The sequence below is a fragment of the Krasilnikoviella flava genome, from assembly GCF_900167525.1.
GTDB lineage: Bacteria > Actinomycetota > Actinomycetes > Actinomycetales > Cellulomonadaceae > Isoptericola > Isoptericola flavus.
On sequence record NZ_FUZQ01000004.1, the window covers coordinates 347880 to 368466 of the forward strand.

14 protein-coding genes are annotated in these 20587 nt (G+C 75.8%); 9 read left to right on the forward strand and 5 right to left on the reverse strand.

The features are described 5' to 3' along the window. The first annotated feature begins 2 nt into the window (after nt 1–2). Genes B5Y66_RS12530 through B5Y66_RS12545 form a run of 4 tightly spaced genes read left to right on the forward strand, consistent with a single transcriptional unit; the run spans nt 3 to nt 8314 of the window. Complete coding sequence (locus B5Y66_RS12530; RefSeq protein WP_176168860.1) at nt 3–1622, forward strand: DUF3375 family protein; 1620 nt, start codon at nt 3–5, stop codon at nt 1620–1622. Further along, entirely contained in the window at nt 1619–2389 is a 771-nt protein-coding gene (locus B5Y66_RS12535; RefSeq protein ID WP_079574817.1) for a DUF4194 domain-containing protein, read from the forward strand. Before B5Y66_RS12530 ends, B5Y66_RS12535 begins: the two co-directional genes overlap by 4 nt. Continuing rightward, nucleotides 2386–5787: an ATP-binding protein gene (locus B5Y66_RS12540; protein WP_322788699.1), complete on the forward strand. Its 3402-nt coding sequence runs from the start codon at nt 2386–2388 to the stop codon at nt 5785–5787. Before B5Y66_RS12535 ends, B5Y66_RS12540 begins: the two co-directional genes overlap by 4 nt. 55 nt (nt 5788–5842) lie before the next feature. Continuing rightward, a complete protein-coding gene (locus B5Y66_RS12545; protein WP_079574818.1) occupies nt 5843–8314 on the forward strand; it encodes a glycogen/starch/alpha-glucan phosphorylase in 2472 nt (823 codons plus the stop codon). A 52-nt stretch (nt 8315–8366) separates the two neighbouring features. On the opposite strand, the gene B5Y66_RS12550 is transcribed toward B5Y66_RS12545, so the two are convergent. Continuing rightward, on the reverse strand, nt 8367–10160 hold the full coding sequence (locus B5Y66_RS12550; protein ID WP_079575033.1) for a helicase HerA-like domain-containing protein: 1794 nt from the start codon (nt 10158–10160) through the stop codon (nt 8367–8369). A 146-nt stretch (nt 10161–10306) separates the two neighbouring features. On the opposite strand from B5Y66_RS12550, the gene aztD reads away from it, so the two are divergent. The 5 genes from aztD (at nt 10307) to holA (ending at nt 17675) form a co-directional block, all read left to right on the forward strand. Then, entirely contained in the window at nt 10307–11665 is a 1359-nt protein-coding gene (gene aztD / locus B5Y66_RS12555; RefSeq protein ID WP_079574819.1) for a zinc metallochaperone AztD, read from the forward strand. Between the two features lie 55 nt (nt 11666–11720). Further along, nucleotides 11721–12599, forward strand: coding sequence for a DegV family protein (locus B5Y66_RS12560; RefSeq protein WP_079574820.1), 879 nt, complete (start codon nt 11721–11723; stop codon nt 12597–12599). 83 nt (nt 12600–12682) lie between these two features. Then, complete coding sequence (locus B5Y66_RS22940; RefSeq protein WP_245807090.1) at nt 12683–13843, forward strand: ComEA family DNA-binding protein; 1161 nt, start codon at nt 12683–12685, stop codon at nt 13841–13843. Nucleotides 13844–13968: 125 nt separating this feature from the next. Next, complete coding sequence (locus B5Y66_RS12570) at nt 13969–16587, forward strand: ComEC/Rec2 family competence protein (protein WP_245807091.1); 2619 nt, start codon at nt 13969–13971, stop codon at nt 16585–16587. Nucleotides 16588–16646: 59 nt separating this feature from the next. Continuing rightward, nucleotides 16647–17675 carry a DNA polymerase III subunit delta gene (holA, locus tag B5Y66_RS12575; protein ID WP_079574821.1) on the forward strand — a complete coding sequence of 343 codons (1029 nt, stop codon included), beginning with the start codon at nt 16647–16649 and terminating at the stop codon, nt 17673–17675. A 127-nt stretch (nt 17676–17802) separates the two neighbouring features. On the opposite strand, the gene rpsT is transcribed toward holA, so the two are convergent. The 4 genes from rpsT to B5Y66_RS12595 all read right to left on the reverse strand — a co-directional run bounded on the left by rpsT (nt 17803) and on the right by B5Y66_RS12595 (nt 20548). Then, on the reverse strand, nt 17803–18063 hold the full coding sequence (gene rpsT / locus B5Y66_RS12580) for a 30S ribosomal protein S20 (RefSeq protein ID WP_079574822.1): 261 nt from the start codon (nt 18061–18063) through the stop codon (nt 17803–17805). 208 nt (nt 18064–18271) lie between these two features. Next, complete coding sequence (locus B5Y66_RS12585) at nt 18272–18814, reverse strand: type II toxin-antitoxin system PemK/MazF family toxin (RefSeq protein ID WP_079574823.1); 543 nt, start codon at nt 18812–18814, stop codon at nt 18272–18274. A gap of 21 nt (nt 18815–18835) precedes the next feature. Further along, nucleotides 18836–19660 (reverse strand): alpha/beta fold hydrolase, encoded by an 825-nt coding sequence (locus B5Y66_RS12590; RefSeq protein WP_079574824.1) that lies wholly within the window; start codon nt 19658–19660, stop codon nt 18836–18838. Nucleotides 19661–19723: 63 nt separating this feature from the next. Next, complete coding sequence (locus B5Y66_RS12595; RefSeq protein WP_079574825.1) at nt 19724–20548, reverse strand: maleylpyruvate isomerase family mycothiol-dependent enzyme; 825 nt, start codon at nt 20546–20548, stop codon at nt 19724–19726. Between the last annotated feature and the right edge of the window lie 39 nt (nt 20549–20587).

Sequence of the window (20587 nt, forward strand, 5' to 3'; positions counted from 1 at the left end):
GCTTGTCGACGCCGTTGACGGGCCGCCGGACGGCGGGGTCCCGACTCGAGGGCGCCCTGGCACGCAGCCAGGGCGCCTTCGGCACGCCCGCGCTCGCCCTGCTGCACCGCAAGGAGGGGCCGCTGGTCGTGGCCCTGCTGTCCCTCATCTTCACGCCCGGTCGGGCCACCGTGCCGACCGAGCAGATGCACGTGGAGGTCGAGGACCTGCTCGCCGAGGCGCGGTCCGCCGGTCACGAGCTGCCCGACGACGCCGCCCGCGCGCTGTGCTCGCGCTGGGTTGCCGGCCGCTGGCTGGTGCGGGCGCTCGACGACGACGGCGTCGAGCAGTACCAGGTGAGCTCGCACGCGGCCGAGGCGCTGGCGTTCGTCGACCGCACCCAGGGCGCGCGCGCCCTGGTGAGCGAGTCGCGCATCCGCACCCTGCTCGTGGCCCTGGACGGGCTCGCGCGAGACGCCCGCCCCGACCGCGAGTCGCAGCAGCGGGCGCTGCGGGAGCAGGCCGCGCGCGCCCGCGACGAGATCGCGGCCGCCGAGGCCGAGCTGGCGCGGCTCGACGCCGGCGGTCCCGTCGTGCAGGCGCCGACGGAACGCCTGGTCGAGCAGTTCGACAACGTGGCCGCGCTGGTGCGCGAGCTTCCCGCCGACTTCGCCCGCGTGGCCGAGTCGATCGCCGAGCTGCAGCGCAGCATCGTCACCAGCCTGCGCCAGGACGAGCGCCCGACCGGCGAGGTGCTGGGCGCCTACCTCGACGCCTCCGACACCCTCATGCAGCGCACGCCCGAGGGCCGCGCCTTCTCCGGCGCGATGGAGCTGCTGCGCGACCCGCAGCTCCTCGGCCAGGTGGACGAGCGGGTGCGGGCCGTCCTGGCGCACCCGTTCGCCGGGGACCTGCCCGCCGACCGCCGCGAGTCCGTGCGTGCCCTGTACTCGCAGCTCCTGGCCGCCGTCGACGGCGTCCTCGACGCCCAGGCGCGCGCCTCGCGCACCATCACGCAGCAGCTCACGGTGCACAACCCGCTGCGCGACCGCGAGCTGGACTCCGCGCTGCGCGAGGCCACCGCGGCGATGGCCGAATGGTTCCCGGTGTCGGGCCGCGCCGCGCGCGTGGAGCCTCTGCGCTGGCTGGAGCGTGCGCGCCTCGGGCGGTTCCGCGCCCAGCTGCACGACCTGCGCCCCGACACGCCGCCCGACGCGCTGGCGGACCTCGACGACCCCGGCCACGACGCGGGCGGCGAGCCCCGGGAGATCCTGGGCGGCCTGCTGGGTATGGGCGGCCCGCGCTACGACGAGACGACGGCCCACGCGGTGCGGGTGCTGCGCGAGCGCGGCGACGCGACGGCGGACGAGGTGTTCTCCGCGGCGCCCGCGGAGCTCCGCCGGCCCGTGGAGCTGCTGGGCTACCTCGAGCTGGCGGCGCCGGGCGCGCTCGAGGAGGCGCTCGGCCACGGCGACGTCCCGGCCGCGCGGCTGCGCCGCGTGACGGCCGTGCGCGCTGACGGCAGCACCCGCGAGCTGGTGGTGCCCGAGATCCCGATCGAGGTACCGGACAACGGATCGGTCGACGCCTCGGACGACATGCCCCACGACCAGCCCCACGATCACCAGGAGACGGACGGATGACCGGCACGACGCAGGACGTGGTCCCGGACGCAGACTCCGGGACGGAGCCGGACGCCTCGGGCGCGGGCGCGTTCGTCGCCGAGCCGGCGATCGCCGACGACGACGCGGCGCTGTTCGCCGGCGACACGGGGGTGCTCCCGTACGAGGCGCGCCGCGCGCTGGCGCTGGTGCTGCAGCGCCGCTACCTGTCGGCGGCGGCGCACCCGGCGGAGTGGAAGGCGCTGCTGGCGCACCAGAACGTGCTCGCCTCGCGGTGCCACGACCTGTTCGTGGAGCTCGTGGTCGACCGCGACTACGAGATCGCGTACAAGCGGCAGGTCCGCGAGGCCGGGCTGAGCATCCCCGTGCTGCTCAAGGACGAGCCGTACAAGCGGGTCGAGACGCTGCTCATGCTGTTCGCGCGCAACCGCTTCCGGCAGGAGCAGGGCGCGGGGGAGCGGGCCGCGCACGTGGATGCCGAGGAGCTGGTGGACTACGCGCTCGGGTTCCTCGCCGCGGACGAGACCAATCTCGCCGCGCGCCGGCGCGAGGTCGACAACGCGATCGCCACCCTCGTGCGCGAGCACGTGCTCGACGAGGTCGCCGAGGGGCGCTACCGGGTCCAGCCGGTCGTGGAGATCCTGCTGCCGGTGGAGCGGCTGCGCGAGCTGACGGCGTGGCTGCGCTCGCCGTCGGGCGAGCGGGACCCGTCAGCCGCGCCTGTCGAGCACCCCGAGCGCGAGGACGAGACCGAGCCGGTCGACGAGGACGAGGAGGCCCGCGCGTGACGATCACGAGCGACCCGGCGGAGCAGGTCGCTGCGCCCCGCATGCAGCAGTCGCTGTTCGGGCTGATCCCGACGGCGTCTGACGGGCGGCAGTGGACGGCGCGCTCCATGCAGCTGGTGAGCTGGGGCGGCTACCACGGCTACCACGAGGTGCGGTTCGCGGGCACGACGACGCTGCTCACGGGCGCGTCCGGGTCCGGCAAGTCGACCCTGCTGGACGCGTACATCGCGCTGATGATGAGCCACACGACGCCGTTCAACGGGGCGTCCAACACGGCCACGAGCGGCCGGGCGCGCGGGCAGGAGCAGCGCAACGTCGTCTCGTACGCGCGGGGCAAGCTCGACGAGGAGCGCACTGCCGGGTCCGCGCGTGCGAAGGACCGCGTGCTGCGCGGCGAGGCGTCGGACACCTGGTCGGGGATCGCGATGACCTGGTCGTCGCAGGCCGGGGAACGGTTCACGGCACTACGTGCCTGGTACGTGCCGCGCGGCGCCCAGCGCACCGACGAGACGGTCGCGGTGCGCGCCGTCGTCGATGCGGACTTCAGCCTGCGCGACCTCGAGCCGCTCGCCGCCCAGCGGTTCGGCAGGACGGGGCTCACCGCGGCCGGGCTGACGACGTTCGACACGGACAAGGCGTTCGCCATCCGCCTGCACGCGGCGCTCGGCATCGGCGCCGCCGGCGACGGCGAGAAGGCCATGCAGCTGCTGGGCCGCATCCAGGCCGGGCAGCAGATCACCACGGTGGACTCGCTGTACAAGGCGATGGTGCTCGAGGAGCCGGAGACGATCCGGGTGGCCGAGCGCGCCGTCGAGCACTTCGACGAGCTCAGCGAGGTGCGCGCCGAGATGGACACGGCGCAGCGGCAGGTGGACGTGCTGCGCCCGATGCTGGAGCACCGGGCGGCGATCGACGACGCCGCCGCGCAGCGCCGGGTGGTGGACGCGCTCGGCCCGGACGGCGGTCCGGACGGCGGGGTCACGCCGTTCACGGCCTGGCGCGACCGCACCCAGCTCGATCTGCTCCGCGCCGGCGAGGCGGAGAACCGGGCCCAGCACAAGGCCGCGGCGGAGCGGGTCGCCGTCGCCGAGGAGCGGCTCACCGCCGCCCAGGGCGAGCTCGAGCAGGTGCGCGCCGACCAGCGGCGCAACGGCGGCGACGCCATCGAGGCCGCGGAGCGTGACGTCCGGGCGGCCGGGCAGCGGCTGGCCGAGGTGCGGCGCGCCCGCGCCGAGCTCGAGGGGCACCTGGCGCCGCTGGAACGGGACGCCGGGACGCGGCGGGAGCTGGACGCCCTGCACGCCGACGCCCGCCGGTACCTTGACGAGCGCGACACCCACACCGACGCCCTGTCCGAGGCGGTCGTCGAGGCCGCGGCCCGCGAGAAGGACGCGATGCGCGCCCTCGCCGAGCTGGAGCGCGAGGAGGCGTCGCTGAAGGCCCGCCGCGGCAACGTGCCGCGCGAGCTGCACGAGGCGCGCGAGGCGCTGGCCCGGGCGGCCGGGATGCGGGCGCAGGACGTGCCGTTCGTCGGCGAGCTGCTCGAGGTGCGCGGTGAGTACGAGCCCTGGCGCGACGCGATCGGCCTCGCGCTCGGGGGCCTCGCCGTGACGATGCTGGTCGACGAGGCGCGGCTGGACGCGTTCCGGGCCGCGATCGACGCCGTCCGCTCCCCGGTGCGCGTGCGCTTCGAGGGCGTCCCCACCGGCCTGGCGCTGCACGAGGAGACCGACCGTGCGCTGCTGCCCGGGCGGCTGGAGGTCAAGGCCGGGCCGTTCGGCGGGTGGCTCGCCGGCCGCCTGGCGGAACGTTTCGCCTACGTGTGCGTGGACGACCCGACCGAGCTGGCCCATCACGACCTGGCGCTCACCCGGTCGGGTCAGACGTCGGAGGGGCGTCGGGGCGCGCACGGCGGCCAGGGCCGGGCGTCGGTGCTGGGGTTCAGCAACCACCGGCGGCTCGAGCAGCTCGCCGAGCAGATCGGGGCGGCCCACCAGGAGCTGCGGCAGGCGTCCGAGGCGCTCGCGGGCGCGCGGCTGCGGCAGAAGGGCGAGGCCGACCACTTCGTCGCGTACAGCCACGCGCTGCGCGCCGCCTGGGACGACCTCGACGTGCGCGGGGCCGAGGAGCGGCTCGGCGAGCGGCAGGAGCGGCTCGAGACGCTGGTCGCGGGCTCGGACGTGCTGCGCGCCCTCAAGGCGGACGAGGACCGGCTGCGCGCCCGCGTCGACGAGCTGTACCGGGAGCGTGCCGCGGCGCAGCAGCGCGTGACCGAGCTCGGCGCGGCGTGGGAGCAGCTGAGCGACCAGGTGGACCAGGTCGCGGACGCCGTCGAGCACGCCGACGCCGGGGGCATCGAACCGACGCCTGAGCAGGTGAGCCGGTTGGCCGAGCTCATGGCGCAGGTCGGCTGGTCCGGGGTGTCGGGCACGTCGGGCAGCGGCCTCGCGGACCTCACCACCGCCGTGGCCGCCGTCGTGCGGGAGCTCGACCACGAGCGGGAGGCCGCGCAGGAGGCGGAGCGGGCCGCCCGGGCGGCCCTCGCGGCGCTTTTCGAGCGGTTCAACGACACCTGGCCCGACCCGAACCGCAGCGCCGATCCCGACGGGGCCTACGCGGACTTCCTGCGGATCTACGAGGAGCTGGAGTACCAGCAGCTCTACCGGCTTCGGGACAAGTGGTCGGCGCACCTGCGCCAGATGTCGGGTGACCAGCTCACGCGGCTCAACAACGGCATCGCGCAGGCGGTCGCGGAGATCCGCGACCGCATGGAGCCCGTCAACGCGATCCTCGCGACGCTGCCGTTCCGCGACGAGGCGCACCGGCTGCGGATCACGGCCACCCCCGTCGAGGCGGGCGACGTGGTCTCGTTCCGGCGGCGGCTGCGCGAGCTGGCCGCGGTCCCCGCGGGCGACGTCCCGCTCGCCGAGCACGAGCGGCGGTACGACCGGATGCGCCGGCTCGTCGACCGCATCCGCCCGGACAGCCCGGAGCGGCGGCGCCTGGTGGACGTGCGCGACCACGTCCGCGTCAGCGCGGAGTGCGTGGACCGAGCGGGCAACCACGTGAGCGTCTACGACCACATCGCCGGCAAGTCCGGTGGCGAGTCCCAGGAGCTCGTCGCGTTCATCGTCGGCGCGGCCCTGCGCTACCAGCTGGGCGACGCCGGGGCGGAGCGCCCGCGGTACGCGCCCGTGTTCCTCGACGAGGCGTTCATCAAGGCGGACGCCCGGTTCGCCGGCCGCGCCGTGGGTGCCTGGCGCGGGCTGGGCTTCCAGCTCGTCGTGGGCGCGCCGCTGGACAAGGTGAGCGCGCTGGAGCCGCACGCCGACGTCGTGCTGCAGGCGATCAAGGACGCGACCGGCCGGTCGCGGCTGGTGACGCTCGTGGGGGAGTGAGCTGCGCACGGCGACGGGCCGCGCCGTGCGGGCGGGCCGTGTGTACTGTCGTCACGTGACCGAGACCACGCCTCTGATCACCAGCCCGGAACCGACGGTCGAGGGGTTCGTGCGCGAGTACCTGCGCGAGCTCAACTTCTCCCAGGGCACGATCCTGGAGCGGGCCACGACCAACGACCAGTACCTGGCGCTCGCGCGCACGGTGCGGCACTACCTGATGTCCCGCTGGATGCAGACCACGGTGAGCCAGTACCGCTCGCAGGCCAAGGCGGTGGCCTACCTGTCGGCGGAGTACCTCCTGGGCCGCCAGCTCGACAACGCGCTCATCGCGACCGGGCTGGAGGAGGTCGCCGCGGAGGCGCTCGCCAGCCTGGGCCTGGACCTCGACGAGCTGCGCGAGGTGGAGGTGGAGCCGGGGCTCGGCAACGGCGGGCTCGGTCGGCTGGCGGCGTGCTTCGTGGACTCGCTGGCGACGATGAGCGTGCCCGCCATCGGGTACGGCATCCGCTACGAGTACGGCATCTTCCGGCAGCGGTTCGACGACGGCAGGCAGGTCGAGGAGCCGGACAACTGGCTCGACAACGGCGCGCCGTGGGAGTTCGCGCACCCCGAGCACGAGGTCGCGGTCGGGTTCGGCGGCCGCACGGAGACGTACACGGACGACGACGGCCGCGAGCGCACCCGCTGGCTGCCGGGCTGGCAGGTGCTCGGGGTCCCGTACAACTACATGGTGCCGGGCTACCGGAACGGGCGCGTCAACACGCTGCGGCTGTGGAGCGCGCGGGCCACGCACGCCTTCGACCTCAAGATCTTCAACTATGGCGACTACGCCGAGGCGGTCCGGTCACAGACTTTCGCGGAGAACATCTCCAAGGTGCTCTACCCGGAGGACTCCACGCCGCAGGGCAAGGAGCTGCGGTTGCAGCAGCAGTACTTCTTCGTGGCGTGCTCGATCCGCGACTTCATCGACCAGCTGCTGCCGCCGGGCTTCGACCTGCACGACCTGCCCGACCGAGTCGTCTTCCAGCTCAACGACACCCACCCCGTCATCGCGGTCCCGGAGCTGATGCGGATCCTCGTGGACGAGCGCGGCTTCGAGTGGGACGACGCGTGGCAGGTCACCCAGCGCTGCTTCGCGTACACGTGCCACACCCTGCTGCCGGAGGCACTGGAGGTGTGGCCGGTCGAGCTGGTCGGGCGACTGCTGCCGCGGCACCTGGAGATCGTCTACCGCATCAACGACGAGTTCCTCGCCCAGGTGCGCGAGCGTTCCGGCGGCGACGAGCTGCTCGTGCGGCGCATGTCGATCATCGCGGAGCACCCCGAGCGGTCGGTGCGGATGGCGTACCTGGCGACGGTGGGCGGCTCGAAGGTGAACGGTGTCGCGGAGCTGCACTCGCAGCTGCTGCGCGACAAGGTGCTCGCCGACTTCGCCGCGTTCTGGCCGGAGAAGTTCACCAACGTCACCAACGGGGTCACGCCCCGGCGGTTCGTCAAGCTCGCCAACCCGGGGCTGTCCGGGCTGATCACCGAGGCCATCGGCGACGGGTGGGTCACCGACCTCGACCGGCTGCGCGAGCTCGAGCCGCTCGCCGACGACGCCGAGTTCCGCCGCCGGTTCCGCGAGGTCAAGGCCGCGAACAAGGACCGGCTCGTCTCCTTCCTGGCCGCGCGCGACGGCATCGCGATCGACCCGGCCACGATGCTCGACGTCATGGTCAAGCGGCTGCACGAGTACAAGCGCCAGCTGCTCAAGCTGCTGCACGTCGTCACGCTGTACGACCGGATCACGTCGGGCGACCTCGCCGCGGCCGACGTCACGCCGCGCACCGTCGTCTTCGGCGCGAAGGCCGCGCCGGGCTACGTGATGGCGAAGGAGATCATCGCGCTGATCAACCACGTCGGCGCCGTCGTGAACGCGCACCCCGACGTCTCGCGGGTGCTGCGGGTGGCGTTCCCGGCGAACTACAACGTGACCGTCGCCGAGACGCTCGTCCCCGCGGCGGACCTGTCGGAGCAGATCTCCCTGGCCGGCAAGGAGGCGTCCGGCACGGGCAACATGAAGTTCGCGCTGAACGGGGCGCTCACGATCGGCACGGACGACGGCGCGAACGTCGAGATCCGGCGCCTCGTGGGCGACGAGAACTTTTTCCTGTTCGGGCTCACCGAGCCCGAGGCGAGCGCCGTCGCGGAGGCGGGCTACCGCCCGGCCTCGTACTACGAGGAGAACGTGTCGTTGCGCCGGGCGCTGGACCTGATCGCCCGCGGCACCTTCTCCGGCGGCGACGGGTCGGTGTTCGAGCGGGTGGTCTCCAACCTGCTCAGCGAGGACCGCTTCATGGTGCTCGCCGACTACCAGGCCTACCTCGACGCCCAGGAGCGGGTGGAGCGGGCGTACGCCGACCCGGACGCCTGGAGCAGGTCGGCCGTGCTCAACGTGGCCCGCTCGGGGTTCTTCTCCTCCGACCGCTCGATGCGCGACTACCTCGACCGCGTCTGGCACGCCGCGCCGCTCACGGCCGGCTGACCGAGCCCCGGCGACGCGGGCTCCAGCGAACGAGCTCCGGTGACGCGGGCCGTCAGCGCCGGCGGCGGGTGCCGAAGACCGTCCGCGTGATCTCCCGCGCGAGCGTCGTGCCGACCGTGGTGAGGATCGCGTCCACCGGGCTGCGGGAGCTGCGCCGGGACGGCGTGCCGGACGTCCGCGGTGCGCGGCCGGCGTCGCGGCGGGCCTTCTCGGCCTCCTTCTCGAGCTCGGCGGCGCGCTCGGCCGCCTCTCGGGCGGCGGTGTCCTGCGCGGCGCGCGCCTGCAGCAGCTCGTACGCGGACTCGCGGTCGACGGCGCCGCCGTAGCGCGCCTGGCCGGGGGAGGTCGCGACGGCGGCGTCGAGCACCTGCTGCGGCGCCGGGTCCATCGACGCCTGGGGCGCGCGCACGCGCGTCCACGCGACGGGCGTCGGCGCACCCTTCTCGTCGAGCAGGGTGACGACGGCCTCGCCCGTGCCGAGCGACTGCAGCAGCCGTTCCAGGTCGTAGGGCGAGGTGGGGAAGGTGCGGGCGGCTGCCCGCAACGCCTTGGCGTCGTCGGGGGTGAAGGCGCGCAGCGCGTGCTGCACGCGGTTGCCGAGCTGGGCGAGCACGTCGGCGGGCACGTCCTTGGGGGACTGGGTGACGAAGAAGACGCCCACGCCCTTGCTGCGGATGAGCCGCACGGTCTGGACCACCTGCTGCAGGAAGTCCTTCGAGGCACCCGTGAACAGCAGGTGCGCCTCGTCGAAGAAGAACACGAGCCGCGGCTTGTCCGGGTCGCCCACCTCGGGCAGCTCCTGGAACAGCTCGGCGAGCAGCCACATGAGGAACGTGGAGAACAGGGCCGGTCGGTCCTGCACCCCGGGCAGCTCGAGGGCCGAGATCAGACCGCGGCCGTCCGGCGCGGTGCGCAGCAGGTCGGCGGTCTCGAAGGCCGGCTCGCCGAAGAACACACCGCCGCCCTGCGCCTGCAGGCCCACGATCTCGCGCAGGATGACGCCCGCGGAGGCGGTCGAGATGCCGCCGATGCCCTTGAGCGCCTGCTTGCCCTCGTCGGAGGTGAGGTAGGCGATCGTGGCCTGCAGGTCCTTGAGGTCGAGCAGCGCGAGCTGCTGGGTGTCGGCCCAGTGGAAGATCAGCTCGAGGCTGGAGGCCTGTGTCGCGTTGAGGCCCAGCACCTTGCTCAGCAGCAAGGGCCCGAAGTCGGTGACGGTCGTGCGGATCGGCACGCCGGTGCCGAGCCCGCCCAGGGAGTAGAACTCCACGGGGTAGGACGTCGGGGCCCATTCCTGCCCGATGCTCGCCGCGCGCTCGGCGACCTTCGGGTTGTCCGGGCCTTCGACGGCCAGGCCGGACAGGTCGCCCTTGATGTCCGCGAGGAAGACGGGGACGCCCTGGGCGGACAGGCCCTCCGCCATGCCCTGCAGGGTCTTCGTCTTGCCCGTGCCCGTGGCGCCCGCGACGAGCCCGTGGCGGTTCAGCGTCGCCAGCGGGAAGCCGACCTGGACCGTCGCGTCGGGCGTCGGGTCGCCGCCGAGCGTGCCCGACAGCAGCGCACCGAGGGGCAGGGCCGGGGCGTCGGAGGTGTAGCCCTCGCGCACCACGTCCGCGTAGGACGCCGGGGCCGCGGGCTCGGCGTCCGGCGTCGGGACGGTGTCGGTGTGCCGCGCATCCGCGGGGGCGGGCGGGGGGACGTCCTCGCTCGCGGCCTCCGCCGCCTCGAGCGCTGCCTGGGCGGCGGCGGCCTTCGCCTCGGCGGCCTCGGCCTCGGCCGCGGCCTGCGCGGCGGCCGCGCGCAGCGCAGCGAGCTCGGCGGCCCTTGCGGGCGGTGTCCCCTCGGCCATGGCCCGCACGCTAGCGCGGCGTCGCCGCGGTGGCGCGTCGAGCCGAACGCGCTTGAGAACGGTTCTCACATCTGCTTCACTGTCCGGGCACATGGGAAGCGTTCTCATGTGGCCCTCGTCGTGCTGCCCATCCGGAAAGAAGACTCATGCCTTCCCCCACCCCCACCCGCACCCCCGGAGCTCGCCACCGGCACCGTCTGCCGGCGCTGGCGCTCGCCCTGACCGTGCCCGCCGCGCTCTCCGGCTGCGCCTCGGCCGAGCCCGCAGGCGAGGACGCGGCGGCCGTCCCGTCCGAGACGTCGGCGCAGGCGACCGAGGCCGCCGCCGCCACCGCGCGGATCGCCATCACCTACGACGGCGGCGTCGCCGTGCTCGACGCGCAGACGCTGGAGCAGGTCGCCGACCTGCCGCTCGACGGCTTCACCCGCCTCAACCCGGCCGGCGACGGCCGCCACCTGCTGGCGTCCACGACCGGCGGCTTCCGCGCCGTCGATCTCGGGGCCTGGGCCGAGGCGCACGGCGACCACCACCACTTCTGGACGGCCGAGCCGCGCCTCACCGACGTCACGTACGCCGCCGAGGAGCCCGGCCACGTCGTCGTGCACGGGGGGCGCACCGTGCTGTTCGACGACGGGACGGGGCAGGTCAGCGTGCTCGACTCCGCCCACGTGGCGGAGGGCGAGGCCCCGGCGCGGGAGCTCACCACGCCGGCGGCGCACCACGGGGTCGCCGTCGAACTCGCCGACGACACGCTGCTCGTCACCGAGGGCACCGAGGAGTCCCGCTCCGGGGTGCGCGTCCTGGACGCCGACGACCGGGAGATCGCGGCCAGCGACGACTGCCCCGGGGTGCACGGGGAAGCGGTCGCGGCCGACGAGGCCGTGGTCGTGGGCTGCGAGGACGGCATCCTCGTCTACGCAGGCGGCGAGCTGACCAAGGTCCAGGCGCCCGACGACTACGGCCGCATCGGCAACCAGGCCGGGTCCGAGGAGTCCCCGATCGTCCTCGGTGACTACAAGACCGACCCTGACGCCGAGCTGGAGCGGCCCACGCGCGTCTCGCTCGTCGACACGCGCACCGGCGAGCTCTCGCTGGTCGACCTCCCGTCGAGCTACACGTTCCGGTCCCTCGCACGGGGCGACGACGGCGAGGCGCTCGTGCTGGGCACCGACGGCGCCCTGCACGTGATCGACCCCGAGAGCGGCAAGCTCTCGACGTCGATCCCCGTGCTCGACGCCTGGGAGGAGCCGGTCGAGTGGCAGGAGCCGCGCCCGGCGGTCCTCGCGCTGGACGGTTCGGTGTACGTGACGGACCCCGCGACGAAGTCCCTGCACGCCGTCGACCTCGAGTCCGGCGAGGTCTGGAAGTCGGTCCAGCTCGACGTCGCGCCGAACGAGATCTCCGGAGTCTCGGGCGACGTCGAGGCACACGGCGAGACACACGGCGCGGACGAGGGCGACGACCACGGGTCGGACGAGTCGCACGAGTCGCACGATCACGAGTGATTGCCGGCCGGCGCCGCCCGGGAACACCCGGGCGGCGTCGGTAGACTCCCCGCCGATGCCCAACGAAGCCCCCGCGGTCCGCGTCGTCACCGACTCGACCGCCTGCCTGCCCGCCGCCGCCGCCGACGCCGGCGCGCCCGTCGTCGTCCCGCTCCGCGTCGTGTCGGGCGAGGAGTCGTGGCGCGAGGGCGTCGACATCACGCCGGAGGAGGTGGCCGCGCGAATCACCGCGGGCGAGCGGCTCAGCACCTCTCAGCCCTCACCGGCAGAGTTCGCCGGCGTCTACCGCGACCTCGTCGCCGACGGGGCGCAGGCGGTGGTCGGGGTCTACCTGTCGGGCGCGCTGTCCGGTACCGTCGAGGTAGCCGCGAGCGCCGGGCACCGCGCGATGATCCCGGTGCAGGCGATCGACTCCCGCACCGTCGCGATGGCACTCGGGTTCGCCGCGCTGGAGGCCGCGCGGTGCGCCGCCGAGGGGCACGATGCCGCGACCGTCGCCGCACGGGCGCGGCAGGTCGCGGCCTCGAGCACGACGGTGTTCCTCGTCGACTCCCTCGACCACCTGCGCCGCGGTGGGCGGCTGTCCGCCCCGGCCGCCGCGCTCGGTACCGCCCTCGGGGTGCGGCCCATCCTCGCGGTGCGCGACGGCGGGATCGAGATGGCGCAGCGCGTACGCACCCGTCGCGCGGCCACCGACCGGCTGGTCGAGCTCGCGCTGCGCCGGGCCGAGACGTGCGAACGTCCCGGTCTGGCCGTGCACCACCTCGGGGTGCCCGAGCGGGCGGCGGAGCTGGCCGAGCGGCTGGGGGCCGCCACCGGGGCGGAGCCCGTGGTCACCCCCGTGAGCGCGGTGCTCGGTGCGCACGCCGGGCCGGGGGCGCTCGCCGTCGTCGTCGCCGAGCTGGGCGGACGCCCGCGCGACGCCGTGCGCTGACGAGCCTGCCCCCAGGCGAGCGCCGTCCACAGGTTCCCGACGGGCGGCGCTCGTGGCGCGGCGGGTGACCCTAGCGTCGCCGCGTGACCACCACGCTGCCCCACGACCCTGCCGACGTCGAGCCGTCGGACGGCACCGGACCCGACGGCACCGGCCCGTCCGACGGCACGAGGCCGCCCGGCGACGTCGGGCGGCCGGACGACGCGCCGTGGCGCGCGCGGGACCCCGCGCTGGACGAGGCCGCGGCACGGCTGCACGCGTGGCACGCCCTGCGGGAGGAGACCGACGAGCCCCCTCGAGAGGACCCCGGCCAAGGGCGCGCGGTCACCCCGCCCGTCGCCGGCACGGCGGCGGGGCAGGGCGCGGTGGCGGGGGCGGTGCCGGCCGAGGAGGACGAGCTTGCCGCGCGCCTGCGTGCCCGCCGGTCGGCGCGGCACGTCGCCGCGGCGTACGCGGCCGCGCACGGGCACCCGCTCGGCGGGCACGACGGCGGCGGACCGCGTCGATGGTCGATCGGGCTGCGTGCCGCGGTCGTGGCGTCGGCCGTCGTGGTGCTCGTGGCCGTTCTCGTCGCGGTGGTCGCGTCGGCCCGGCCCGACGACGTCATCACCCTCGCCGGGGGGAACGCGCCGTCCGCGTCCGACGCCGCGTCCGACGCCGCGGCCGGCGATGCAGGTGCCGCCGCCGCGGACGGCGGGGCAGGCGCGTCACCCGCCCCGGGCGCAGACACACCGGACGCGGAGCTTGACCCCGGCGAGACGTCGGGGCCGACTCCCGCGCCGGGGACGGTCGTGGTGCACGTGGTGGGCGAGGTGCGCGAGCCGGGCCTGGTCACCGTCCCGACGGGCGCCCGGGTGGCGGACGCGGTGGCCGCCGCCGGGGGGACGACCCGGCGCGCCGACGCCGCGGCGCTCAACCTGGCGCGCGCCGTGGTCGACGGCGAGCAGATCCGCGTGCCGCGGCCGGGTGAGGCGCCGCAGATCGCCGACGGTGCTGCCGCCGGGGACGGCGCCGCAGCGGGGCCGGGCGAGAGCTCGGGCACCGGCACGGGAGGGACGGTGGACCTCAACACCGCGGGGGTGACGGAGCTCGAGGAGCTGCCCGGCATCGGCCCGGCGCTGGCCGGGCGGATCATCGCGTGGCGCGACGAGCACGGTCCGTTCACCAGCGTCGACGAGCTCGACGAGGTCTCCGGGATCGGGCCGGCCGTGCTCGGGCAGGTCCGCGACCTGGTCCGGCTGTGAGGGCGCGGCGTCCGGGTCCGGAGCTACTGCTGCCGCCACGGTCCGGGACGTCCGCGCCGGTGCTGCGCGGAGCAGTGGCCGCCGGGCTCGGAGCTGTGCCGGGCCGAGACGAGGGAGACGGGAGCGTGGTGCCGCCGCCCCGGCGGGTCGACCTGCGCCTGGTACCGGCAGTGCTCGCCACCTGGGGAGTCGCCTGGGCGCTCACCGGTGCCGCGCAAGCCTGGGCGCCTCCGGTGGCCGTCGGGGCGGCGCTCGGCGCAGTCGGCGTGGGGGTCGCGCTGGGTGCCGTCACGCGGGCGCGGCGACGGTCGCGACACGGCGCGCCCGCGTTGCCCGCCGCCACGCCCGCCGCCGTGCCCGCCGCCATGCCCGCCGCCATCGCGCCGGACATCAGGCCGGACGCACCGGACACCGTGCCGTCTCGAGCTCCCCGGGGGGCGCGCGGCTCCCGAGGCGCCCGATGGGCGGGCGGCCGCCGGGCCGTCGCGGTGCATGCCGTCCTGGTCCTTGCCTGCGTCGCGGCCGTCGCGCTGGGGGTGCACGCGCAGGCCGCCCGCCAGGCGCCGCTGCGGGCGCTGTCCGGGCAGGGCGCGCACGCCGAGCTGGTCGGGCGGGTCGCCTCGGAGGCGCGGCCCGCGGTCTTCGGTACGGGCGACCGGTGGGTGCTGGCGGTGCGCCAGGTGGCCGCGCGCGGGGTGGCGGTGCCCACCGCCGGCCTCGTCGAGATCACCGCGGACGGTCCGGTGCCGCGGTTCGGGTCCACCGTCGTGGTCTCGGGCGTGCTGCGCCCGGTGTCCGGCGGCGACGGACCGCTGGCCCGGCTGGCGGCGTCCGACCCGGTGGCGGAGCGCGCACCGCCGTCGGCGCTGCTGCGCGGGACGCACACGATGCGGTCGGCGCTCCTGGACGTCACGGAGCCCCTGTCCCCGCAGGCCCGCGGGCTGGTACCGGGCGTCGCGGTAGGCGACACGAGCCGGGTGCCCGACACCGTCGACGAGGCGATGCGGGTCACGAGCCTCACGCACGTCACCGCGGTGTCCGGCGGCCACTTCGCGATCGTGGTGGCCGCGCTCACCGCCCTGTGCGCGCTGGCCCGTGCCCCGCGGACGGTGCGGGTGGTGGTCGTGGCGGCCGTTGCGGCCGCGTTCGTCCTCCTCGTGCGGCCCGAGCCCAGCGTGCTCCGGGCGGCCTGGACCTGCGCCGCGGCGCTCCTGGGGCTCGCCCTCGGCCGGCCGTCGGCAGGCGCCCCCGCGCTCGCCGCCGCGGCGACGGTGCTGCTCGTCGTCGACCCGTGGCTGGCGCGCTCCTTCGGGTTCGTGCTGTCGTGCGCGGCGACCGCGGGCCTCGTGCTGCTGGCGGGTCCGCTCGCGCGCCGGCTGACGCCGTGGACCGGGCGTCCGCTCGCGTTCGCGCTCGCCGTCCCGTGGGCCGCGCAGGCCGCATGCGGGCCGGTGCTGCTCCTGATCGACCCGCACGTGCCGCTCATGTCCGTGCCCGCAAACCTTCTCGCGACGCCCGCCCTGGTCCCGGCCACCGTCCTCGGGCTCGTGGCCACGTTGCTCGCCCCATGGGCGCCGGGTCTCGCGCTGCCCGTCGCCTGGCTCGCAGGGACGGCCACGGGCTGGATCGCCGTGGTGGCGCAGACGTTCGCCGCCGTGCCGGGCGCACGACTGCCCTGGCCGGGCGGCGCCGGCGGGGTGGCCGCGCTGGCGCTGCTGACCCTCGCGGGCCTCGCGCTCGTGCTGCGCCGACCGCCCGGCGAGGGCTGGCGCCGCGAGTGGCGCGAGGCCGTGCCACGGGTCGTGCGGCGGGCGCGCGGGCAGGTCCGGCGCACGACGGCACGGCACGGGCGCGCGCGGACCGCCGCTGTGGCTGGGCTGGCCGGCCTCGCCCTGCTGGCGGTCGTCGTGGTGATGGTGCCTCGCCTCGCGGGAGCCGGGCACCGCGTCCCGGCAGACTGGCAGGTGGCCGCCTGCGACGTCGGCCAGGGCGACTCCCTCGCGGTCCGTACGGGGCCGGAGTCGGCGGTGGTGGTGGACGTGGGCCCCGACGGCGAGGCCGCCGGCCGGTGCCTCGACCGGCTCGGCGTCACGACCGTGGACCTGCTGGTGCTCAGCCACTTCCACGCCGACCACGTGGGAGGGCTGGCGGCGGTGCTGCGGGGCCGTGCCGTCACGGACGCACTGGTCTCACCGCTCGACCAGCCGGAGGGCCAGGCGGCGTCGGCGCGGTCGCAGCTCGACGCCGCAGGCGTGCCGGTCCACGTGGCGGCCGCGGGAGACGGCGGATCGGCGGGCTCCGCGACCTGGCAGGTGCTCGGGGCCTCGGGCGCGTCGCGCGCGGGCGGGTCGGGCGGGGGAGACGAGGGCGACGGGGCGAACGACGCCAGCGTCGCGGTCGAGCTGCGCACCGCCGGCGGGCTCGACGTCGTGGCGCTCGGTGACCTGGAGGAGCCGGGTCAGGAGGCCCTGGTGGCCGACCTCGCCGCGTCGGGGCGGTCGGCCGACGTCGACGTGGTGAAGATGGCCCATCACGGGTCGCGGTCGCAGTCGGCGGCGCTCGCCCGGCACCTGTCACCGCGCGTCACGCTCGTGAGCGTGGGCGCGGACAACACCTACGGGCACCCCACCGACGACGCGCTGTCCCTGTACGCGTCCGTGGGTTCCGCCCTGGTGCGCACCGACGAGTGCGGCACGGCCGCGCTGGTGGGACGGGGCGACGAGATCGGCCTGGCCTGCGGGTAGCGGGCCGTCGCGGGTCGGGGGAGGGCGGCGGCGTCGGCGGTCCGTGGCAGGCTGGGGGCGTGCCATCCGCCCCCGCCTCGCGCCAGTCCCGTCCGCCCCGCAAGGGGAGGTCCGCGGCGAACAGCCGGCCGTGGGACGACCCGACCCTGGCGCCCGTCCTCCTGGTGCGCGGCCCGGAGGGGCTGCTCGCGGAGCGCGCGGTGGACGGCGTCGTCCGCCTCGCCCGCGAGCGCGACGCCACCACGGAGAAGGCGGAGCTCGACGGCGGCACGTACGCCGCCGGCCAGCTCGCCGTCGCGGCCAGCCCGTCCCTGTTCGGCGAGCCGAGCGTCGTCGTGGTGCGGGGGGCGGAGGCGGCCACCGAGGACCTCGTGGCGGACGTCGTCGCCTACGTCGCGTCGCCGGACCCGGAGACCGTCGTCGTGGTGGTGCACGGGGGCGGGCAGCGCGGCAAGCGGATGCTCGACGCGATCGTGGCCAGCGGCGCCCCGGTGCTCGAGTGCGAGCCCGTCACCAAGGACGCCGACAAGGTCCAGTTCGTGACGGCCGAGTTCCGCACCGCGCGCCGCCGGGCGGACGCCGCCGCGGTGCGCGCGCTCGTCGACGCCCTGGGCACCGACCTGCGCGAGCTCGCCTCGGCGTGCTCCCAGCTCGTGGCCGACACGACCGGAACGATCAGCGAGACCGTCGTCGACCGCTACTACGGCGGCCGGGTCGAGGCCACCGGCTTCAAGGTCGCCGACGCCGCTGTGGCGGGCGACCCGGGCGGTGCCGTCGCCCTCCTGCGCCACGCCCTCGCGACCGGGGCCGACCCGGTGCCGATCGTCGCCGCCCTTGCGCTGCGGCTGCGCACCCTGGCGCGGGTCGCGGCCATCCGCGGTGGCGCGGCCACCGCCCGTCAGCTCGGGCTGCAGGACTGGCAGGTGCGCAACGCCCAGCGGGACCTGTCCCGCTGGACCCCGGAAGGGCTCGCCACCGCCATCGGCGCCGTCGCCCAGGCCGATGCCGACGTCAAGGGCGGCGGCCGCGACCCGGTGTTCGCCGTCGAGCGCGCCGTCCTGACCATCGCGCGGTCCCGCCGGGGCTGACCACCGGCCGCCCGCTCACCGCATCCCCGGGACGCACGAAGGGCGCCGCACCCGGGGGTGCGGCGCCCTTCGGAGCCTTGCATGTCCGACCCGGCGCGAGCGCGTCAGGCGGACGGAGCGCGACGACTCAGAGAGCCTCGACCAGCTTCGCGATGGCCGACTTGCGGTTCGCGGCCTGGTTGGTGTGGATGACACCCTTCGAGACGGCCTTGTCGAGCTTGCGCGACGCGGCCTGCAGCGCGGTGGAGGCGGCCTCCTTGTCGCCCGCGGCGACGGCCTCGCGCACCTTGCGCACGTACGTCTTCAGCTCAGACTTGACGGCCTTGTTGCGCAGGCGCGCCTTCTCGTTCGTCTTGATGCGCTTGATCTGGGACTTGATGTTTGCCACGTGTGGACTTCCTGGTGTGTTCGCCTGCCGGCGAGCGGATAGGTCGTAGAGGGCGGCCACAGCTCCGGGACTGGGGTGGGGAACCCGTGGAGAGGAACTGCGGCGGTGCCCGCCGACCTGGGCGGACACGCAAACATCAACGATAGCAGAGGGCCCCAGGCGGGCAGAACCGCTGCGCGGGCCCGTCGTGTGAGGTCCGTCGCCGGTATCAGCGGCGAGCGTCCGCCATCGCCCGGGCCACCCGGTCGAACGTCCGGCGGTCCATGACGGCGCCCTCGCGGCGTACGGCCTGCGGGTCCACGCGGATCACCCGGTTGAGGCGCACCTCGCTCGGGCGCTTCCGGGAGTCCCACGCACCGGTGCCGACGTCCATCCACAGCCGCCCGTACCGGGCCTCCTGGGCGGCGTCCCGGTCGTGGTCCTTGCTGGTGAGCTGGAGGGCCAGCAGCCAGCGGCCGTCGCGGCCCACGAGCAGCACCGGTCGGTCCTTGCCCTGGGCGTGGTCCTCCTCGTACGGCACCCAGGTCCACACGACCTCGCCCGGGTCGGGCTCGCCGTCCGGGCGCGGGGAGTACACAGGGCGCACCGTGCCGGAGAAGTCGCCGGGGTAGCCCACGGCCGACGCGGGCCGCGCGGGAGTCGCGGCGCCGCCGCGCCGGCTGGTCGAGGAGGGGCGCGACGCGCCGCGCGACGACGGCCGCGTCGCCGATCGCAGCACGTCGACCAGCAGGTTCAGCCATCGGTTCGCCACGGCGGACAGCCTACGTGCGGCTCATTCGAGGACGAACCCCGCCAGGCGGTCGGCCATCGCCTCCGGCTCCCACGAGTGGTCGGCGCCGTCCACGGTCTCGGCGGTGCCGTCGGGCACCGCGTCGGCGAGGCTCCGCGCGGCCTCCGGCATCCGCGGGAACGTCCGCGTCCCCGTCATGGCGAGCAACGGCACGTCGAGCGCGCCGAGGCCACCGTCCGCCAGAGCGCGTGTCGCCCAGACGAGCGCCTGCGCGTCGGCGCGCTGCGACACGACCGACGCCGCGATCGCAGGCCAGTGCGGCGACGCCTTGGCCCCGGCGAGCCACTCGGGCGGCATGTCCTTCATGTAGTGCTCGGTGGCGCCCTCGAGGTCGCCGGCGTCGATCCTCCGCTCGATCTCTGCCGCCCAGGCCGCCGTCTCGTCGGCGCTCGACTCCAGGGGCGCCTCCCACAGCGCGAGCCCGACGACGAGGAGCCCGCGGTCTGCTGCCCGCAGCGAGATCGCGCACCCCGAGGAGTGCCCGCACAGCACGGCGGAGCCGCCCGCGACGTCGAGCACCGCCGCCACGGCGTCGAGCTCACGGTCCAGGTCGAGGGACCCGGAGGCGGGGGAGTCACCCCGGCCGAGCCGGTCGAAGACCACGGTCATCACGCCCTGGGCCGCGAGGAGCTCCGCCGTGCGGGTCGTCACCGGGTCGACGGCGCGGTACGGGCCTGCCCCGGCGACGAAGACGACCGCGGGCCCGCTGCCGCGCAGGTCGTAGGTGACCCGGTCGCCCCGCCCCGTGGTGACCGTCGCGGTCGTGACGGCGGGCGTGCTGGTGTCGGTGGTGGTGTCGTCGCTCATGGCGGGTGGACCGCGCGACCCGTCGGGAGTCATCGGTCGCGTCCGCCCCGAAGGGCCTCGGCGTCAGGGCACGAGCGGCGCCGCGAGCACGCGGCGGGCGGCGGCCGCGTCGCCGGCGACGACGGCGCCCGCCTCGTCGAGGGTCAGCCGACCCCACAGCAGCAGCGCGAGGCCGTGCGCCGGCGCCTCGATCGTCGCCGCCGGTCCGCCGGCCTCGGCAGCGGGGGCCTCCAGGGTCCACGACCAGTCGAGGTCGGTCGCGACGACGCGCAGCCGGTCGCGCAGCGGCGCCATCCGCCCGAGCCGCACCTGCCGGGGCTGGAACATCGTCACGACCTCGTCGACGGCGTCGGCCCACACCTCGGGGGCGACGTCGACGGCGGCCAGCGCGGCCGGGCCCGAGCCCAGCCGGGCGCCGTGCAGGTCGTGCAGGTGCACGAGCGTCTCGTATCCCTGGCGCCGCCACCAGAAGGACGCCGGTCCCTCTCCGAGCAAGGTGCGCGAGGCGCCGTCGGGACCCGCGGCCGCCAGCGCGGACCGCAGGGCCGTGGCGTGCCGGGCGTAGAGGGCGGCCAGCTCCGCAGCGCCGCCGTCGGGCCCCGAGAGGTCGGGCACGGGCAGGTCCTCCGACCGCGACGGGTCGCCCACGGCCATCCCGCCTGCCCAGTGGTGGACGCCCGCGAGGTGCACCACCAGCTCGCGGGCCCGCCAGTCCCCGCACGCCGGGACGAGCGCGTCGGGCGCGACGTCGGGCACGGCGGCGGCGAACTCGTCCTGGAGCCGGGCGAGCAGCGCCAGCCGCTCGGGCTCCGGCCCGCCGTCGGCGCGCCGCCCCGTGTGCGGGTCGACGGTGGGACGGCGCGGCGCGGCGGCGGGCTCGATCGGCATGGCGCCGAGGCTAGTACCCGGCGTGGCCTGGTGGTCGGG